Consider the following 6,000-nt stretch of genomic DNA (forward strand, 5'->3'; position numbering starts at 1 on the left):
CCACTGCGGAAAGTTCTCGAACGTTGCATGAAAATGACACTCCGTTACCCGTCGCGCCGCGGATCGCGGGTCTCCAAAGGGGCTGACCGGTTGCTCCTCCCCATCGGTCTTTCACCCGCGGCGCACCTGATCCACTGCCCGGCAGGCCGTCAACACACCCTCGGCGGTAGGCGAAGGATCACCGCACATTGTGAGCGGCTGCCTGCCCCTAACGTGGAGACATGCGCCTGACCGCTTTCACCGACCTGTCGCTCCGCATCGTGATGCGGTTGGCCGTGGCCGAGGACGAGCTGCTGACCACCCGCGACGTGGCCGACATGGTCGTTATGCCCTACACCCACGCGGCCAAGGCGGTCGCGCGCCTCAGTGAGATGGGGCTGGTGGAGGCGCGTCGGGGGCGCGGTGGTGGGTTGCGGCTGACCGATACCGGGCATCGGGCGTCGGTCGGCTGGATCGTGCGGAAGCTGGAGGGGACGGGGGACGTCGTCGGCTGCGAGGACGATCCGCCGTGCCCGCTGCGGGCGGCGTGTCGGCTGCGGACCGCGCTGCGCGCGGCCCAGGAGGCGTTCTTCGCGTCGCTTGATCCCGTGACCGTGGATGCGCTGGTGGCCTCCCCGACCGGTCCCGCGCTGGCCACGTTGCGGGGGCGGGAGCACGAGGAGCGGACGCCCGAATCCACCGCGTGAACTGCTGAATCTTGGGATCCACTGCCCCGGCGCGGCGGGGTGCCCCACGGGACTTAATATGCATCTGAAACTCCAATTCAACGGGTTTCGTCCCCTCACCCCATGGAGGTCGCATGCTGTCCGCGCAATCCGCGAAGGTCGTCCAGGCCACGCTTCCCGTCATCGGCGCGTCGCTCGACACCATCACCGACCGCTTCTACTCGACGATGTTCGCCGCGCACCCCGAGCTCCTCGACGGGCTGTTCAACCGGGGGAACCAGGCCAGCGGGGAGCAGCGCCGAGCGCTGGCCGCGTCCATCGCGGGGTTCGCCTCCGCTCTCCTCGACAACCCCCTGGAGCGCCCCGATGCCCTCCTCTCGCGCATCGCGCACAAGCACACCGCCGTGGGCGTCACCGACGACCAGTACGTCATCGTGCACAAGTACCTGTTCGGCGCGATCAAGGACGTGCTCGGCGACGCGGTGACCGACGAGGTCGAAGCCGCCTGGGACGACGTGTACTGGCTAATGGCCGGGGCGCTCATCGCCCAGGAGGCGCGTCTCTACGCCGAGGCCGGAGCCGTGGACGGACGCACGTGGCGCCCGTGGACCGTCGTCCGCCGCACGGAGGAGACCTCCGACGTGGTCTCCTACACGCTCCGCCCCGTGGGCGGCGCCCCTGTCCCGGCGGCCCGCCCCGGGCAGTACGTCAGTGTGCGGGTTCCCCTCCCCGACGGCGCACACCAGCTGCGCCAGTACTCGCTGTCCGGCGGCGTGGGAGCGGGGTTGCGCCGGATCACCGTCAAGCGGATACGGGGCGGCGCGACCCCGCCCGGCGAGGTGTCGAACCTGCTCCACGACACCGTCCGCGAGGGCGACGAGCTGACCCTGTCCGCCCCCTTCGGCGACCTCCAGCTGGAGGACGGCGAGGGGCCGCTGGTCCTCGCCTCCGCCGGAATCGGGTGCACACCGATCACGGCGATGCTGCACCATCTCGCCGAGACCCGATCCCAGCGCCGGGTCCTGCTCCTGCACGCTGACCGCTCCAACCGCGCTCACGCGCTGCGTGGGGAGGCCGAGGCGCTGGTCGACCGGCTCCCCGGGGCCGAGCGTGTGTTCTGGTACGAGGACGCCTCCGGCGGCCCCGCGGCGCGGTCCGGTCGGATGGACCTCGACGGCGTCGCCGTTCCCCCCGACGCCAAGGCGTACCTGTGCGGTCCGCTGCCCTTCATGCGCGACGTGCGTGCCCAGCTCCTCGCCGCCGGGATACCCGCCTCGGCCGTGCACTACGAGGTGTTCGGCCCCGACCTGTGGCTCGCCACCGACTGATCCCCCTCCTCACCGCCCGGGTTCCCTGCGGGCGCCCTTCGCGCGGACGGGGCTCGGTCGTCGGGCAGCGCGGACGGGTGAGGCGGGGTCCGCTTCAGGCGGGGGCGGCCTCGACGAGGCTGCACGGCGAGGCCGTCGGAATGACGCGGTTCAGTCGCAGGTCGGCGGCGGCGAGCAGGGCCGCGAACTGCTCCTCGGTTCGTTCCCGGCCGTTCAGCAGGGTGAGCATGGAGAAGTCCATGGTCTTGCCGGGGTGGGGGGTGTCACCGGGCGGGATCACCTGCTCGATGATCAGGACCCGGCCGTCGGGTGCCATGGCCTGGCGACAGCCGCGCAGGATCGCGGCCGCCTGGTCGTCCGGCCAGTCGTGGAGGATCCACTTCAGCACGTACAGGTCGCCGTCCTCCGGGGCCTCGCGGAAGAAGTCGCCGCCGACGGCGGTGCAGCGATCGGCGAGACCGTCGGCGTGGATCCGGTCCCGCGCGCGCTCCGCGACGTGCGGGGCATCGAAGACGAAGCCCCGCGCGCCGGGCGCGGTGCGCAGGATCGCGCTGAGCAGGGTGCCGTTGCCGCCGCCCACGTCGACAATCCGCCGGGCGTAGGAGAAGTCGTAGGCGTCGAGCACGGCGCTGATCACCGGCCGGCTCATCTCCCGCATGGCGGTGTTGAAGAGGTCACCGAGGTCGGGGCGGTCGCTCAGGTAGTCGAAGAAGGACGTGCCGAACGTCGTGGGGAAGGTCGCCTCCCCGGTACGCACGCTGTGTAGGGAGTCCAGGAACACCTGGGCGGTGGCCCCGCCGAAGGCCAGCGTGGCGTGGACGCTGTAGGGGTGGTCGGAGCGCAGGACGACGCCCAGGTCGGTGAGGGCGAAGCAGCCGGGGTCGGTTTCGGTGAACACGCCGAGGGCGGCGAGCATGCGCATCATGCGGTACAGCGCGTCGGGGTGGGTCTCGGTGGCCGTGGCGAGGTCGGCGGCGGTGCGGGGGCCGTCGGCCAGCAGATCGCCGATCCCCAACTGTGCGGCGATCTGCAGCGCGCGGGCGTGGATGAGCTGTTCGTGCATCTCCAGCAGGCGGGCGGCGGCCTCCGGCGGCTCCGCCCGCCCCTGCCGCCGGGGCTGCTCGTGGTGCTTCGCCTGATCGGTCCCCTCAGCGGGCAACTGCTGTCCTCCTTGACGTGTGTCCGGCGTCCGTGTCCCGTTAACTGCCGGGTTCCTGGTGGTGCTCGGCCTCACTTGACGCCCACGACCATGGACTCAGGGCCGGCCAGGTGTTCAACGTAGCAGTCGCGGAATCCGGCCTCGGCCATCCAGCCGAGGCAGTCCGCACCGGTGTAGTCGAAACCGCTGGGGCTCTCCACGAGCATGTGCAGGCTCATCAGCAGCGCGAACGTGTTGCGTCGGCGTTCGTCGTCGATGAGTGCCTCGTAGACCACGACGCGGCCGCCCTCCGGCAGCGCCTCGTAGGCCTTGCGGAGTAGCATGCGCTTGGTGTCCAGGTCCCAGTCGTGCAGGGTGTGGCCGAGCACGATGACGTCGGCCTGGGGCAGCGGGTCGGTGAAGAAGTCGCCCGGCTGGAAGGACATGCGGTCGCCTACGCCAGTTTCGCTGGCCGTCTCCTCGAAGTACGGTGCCACCGCCGCCAGGTCGAAGCCGGTGCCGGTGAGGTGCTCGTGTCTGCGGAGGACGCGGCTGATCAGCGCTCCCTCAGCGCAACCGATATCGGCGACGGTGCGGTACCGGCTCCACGGGATCTTGTCGATGATGGCGGCGATGCTGCCGGTGGAGCCGCCCGTCATGGCGCGCTGGAAGCGGCGGGTGCGCTCGGGGTCGGCGTACAGCGTCTCGAAGGGGCCGTCCGTTCCCTCGGGGATATTGTCCTGGGGCTCGCCGGTGCGCAAGGCCTCGTGGAGCCGCCCCCAGGGGTCGTACCACTGCTGGGAGGCGACTTCCAGCAGCCCGCCGATGTAGGAGTCGGTCTTGGACGCGTCCAGGAACGTGTCGGCAGGCGGCAGGTTGCGGTAGCGGCCGTCGTCGCGCTCCAGCAGGCCCAGGGAGACCAGGGCGTCGAGGAAGTCGCGGAGTCCGCGCCCGTGCAGACCGAGGCGGGCGCGCAGCTGTTCGGCCTCCAGCGGTCCGGCGGCGGCCAGTTCGGTGAACAGTCCCAGTTCAACGGCGGCCTGCAGCACTTTGGCCGTCCAGAACCCGAGCCCCGCGTCGATGATCCGGTCGGGCGCGTCGAGCCGCGGGCGGTGCTGGGGGCCGGACGGCTCGACGATACGGCGCACGTCGTGGGTGTCGTGGAGGTCCTCGAAGTGTGTCACCTTGCCGTCGGCCAAGTGCCAGGAGTGCACCATGCGGACCGCGCCCGCCACCCCGCTGCGGGCGCCGCGCATGTGCAGGACGCCGAGTACCACGACCCGGTCGCCCGATTCCAGGAACTCGTGGGGCTCCTGGCGGAGTTCGCTAAAGACGGTGCGTGCGCGGGCCATGAACGCCCGCACCTCGTCGAGTCCCTTCTTGGTGCCGCCGAGGCCGTAGTCCGCCATGCCGTTGGGGTGGGTCCAGGTGACGTCGGGGTGGAACACGGACAGGGCGGCGTCGATGTCGCCGCGCTGGAACGCGGCGTAGGAGGTGCGGATGAGTTCGGTGTTGGTCGACACGCTGGCCTTTCTAGGGGCAGGTGGGGGGCGATCCGGGTCGGGCGAGGTACCGGACGCGGCGGTCAGCCGTGCTCGGGGGCGACGGTGACGCCCGGCAGGTGGGCCTCCAGCGTGCGCCGCAGGCCGCTGCGCCAGTCGACCTCGCAGTCGCCGATCAGGGCGCGGCGGCGGGTGTTGTCGAAGGCGTGCGTGCCGCGGGTGACGTCGCTGGGTTCGAACCGTGCCTTGGTGCCGGTGATGTCGGCGAGGTAGGTGAGCATGTCCTGGACGCCGACGATGTCGTCGCCGCCCCAGTTCACGATGCGGGCGGGGGAGGTGGCCACGTCCCACAGCAGCGGGACCTGCCGGGTGATGTCGTCGGTGTGGATGGGGTTGCAGTAGTTCTGGACGTCGCGGGGGACCTCGATCGGTTCTCCGGCGAGCAGGCGGCGGAAGAGCAGGATGGGGACGCCGCCGTGGCCGTGCGGCCCGTAGGCGACGTTGAGCCGGGCGATGGTGGTGGGCAGGCCGAGCGCCGTGGCGAACGCGCGGACGGCGCCCTCCACGGCGAGCTTTCCCACCGCGTAGGTGGGCAGCCATGGGGTCTGCCCACCCAGGGGATCGGTCTCGGCGTGCGGGTGGTCGAGCTCCTGGCGGGCGTAGATCGCGCCGGTGGAGACATAGAGGAACGCTGTGGCGCGGCGGCAGTGGGTCATGAGCCGCCCGGTGGCCGCGCAGTTGGTCTCCAGTGCGGCGTCGAAGTCGGTGCCGTCGCCGCGGTAGGCGGCGGCGTGCAGCACGTGGGTGAAGTCGTCGGGGAGTCCGTCGAGCGTGTCGGTGGCCATGTCCCAGCGCCAGGTGCGGATGCCCCGGGCCAGGAGCTCGCGTTCGGTGTCGGGGTCGCTGAAGCGGGCCAGGCACCACACCTCGTTGTCGTGCGCCAGGCTCTCGGCGACTTCGCGGGCCACCTGGCCGGTGGCTCCGGTGATGAGGATCTTCTTTGTCGCGGACACGTGCGCCTCCTGCGTCGCTGGATTGTGGGGGCCGCCGACCCCGGTTGGGGAAGGAGGGCCGGCACCGACGGCCCCAGAATCATAGGATCATCGGCCATTACGTCGCTCAGTCAGGCTCCGTTCAGCCTCCGGTCCAGTTCGTCGCGCAGAATCGCCTGGAACGAGGCGACGTGCTCGGGCCCCATGAGGGTGTAGTGCTCACCAGGGACGTCGATGTAGCGGTTCTCTGGAGTTGCTTCGGTTCGGTAGACGCCTGTGAGCTTGGGTTTTACGCGGCCTCTGCCAGGTCGGACAGACTGCTGTCGGCTGCTGCGGCGTGACGACGTTCATACTCGGCCGGACTGAGCTGGCCGT

Annotated in this window: 5 protein-coding genes; 2 read left to right on the top strand and 3 right to left on the bottom strand. The window is 70.7% G+C overall.

Features of this window, described 5'->3' with window-relative positions; genetic code table 11:
* The first annotated feature begins 221 nt into the window (after nucleotides 1-221).
* Entirely contained in the window at nucleotides 222-686 is a 465-nt protein-coding gene (locus ABD259_RS22575; RefSeq protein ID WP_344165219.1) for an RrF2 family transcriptional regulator, read from the top strand.
* Between the two features lie 113 nt (nucleotides 687-799).
* Entirely contained in the window at nucleotides 800-1,993 is a 1,194-nt protein-coding gene (locus tag ABD259_RS22580; RefSeq protein ID WP_344165220.1) for a globin domain-containing protein, read from the top strand.
* 94 nt (nucleotides 1,994-2,087) lie between these two features.
* On the opposite strand, the gene ABD259_RS22585 is transcribed toward ABD259_RS22580, so the two are convergent.
* From ABD259_RS22585 to ABD259_RS22595, 3 genes are all read right to left on the bottom strand, one after another.
* Nucleotides 2,088-3,152, bottom strand: a complete 1,065-nt coding sequence (locus ABD259_RS22585) for a methyltransferase (RefSeq protein ID WP_344165221.1) — start codon at nucleotides 3,150-3,152, stop codon at nucleotides 2,088-2,090.
* A gap of 71 nt (nucleotides 3,153-3,223) precedes the next feature.
* A complete protein-coding gene (locus tag ABD259_RS22590; RefSeq protein ID WP_344165222.1) occupies nucleotides 3,224-4,654 on the bottom strand; it encodes a methyltransferase in 1,431 nt (476 codons plus the stop codon).
* Between the two features lie 62 nt (nucleotides 4,655-4,716).
* Complete coding sequence (locus ABD259_RS22595) at nucleotides 4,717-5,646, bottom strand: NAD-dependent epimerase/dehydratase family protein (protein ID WP_344165223.1); 930 nt, start codon at nucleotides 5,644-5,646, stop codon at nucleotides 4,717-4,719.
* Nucleotides 5,647-6,000 lie beyond the last annotated feature (354 nt).

Source organism: Nocardiopsis rhodophaea (assembly GCF_039530945.1).
Classification (GTDB): Bacteria; Actinomycetota; Actinomycetes; order Streptosporangiales; family Streptosporangiaceae; genus Nocardiopsis_C; species Nocardiopsis_C rhodophaea.

What these genes read in the sequence shown, in the direction of transcription:
- ABD259_RS22575 (WP_344165219.1), top strand. Translation starts at nt 222, where the DNA reads ATGCGCCTGACCGCTTTCACCGACCTGTCGCTCCGCATCGTGATGCGG.
- ABD259_RS22580 (WP_344165220.1), top strand. Translation starts at nt 800, where the DNA reads ATGCTGTCCGCGCAATCCGCGAAGGTCGTCCAGGCCACGCTTCCCGTC.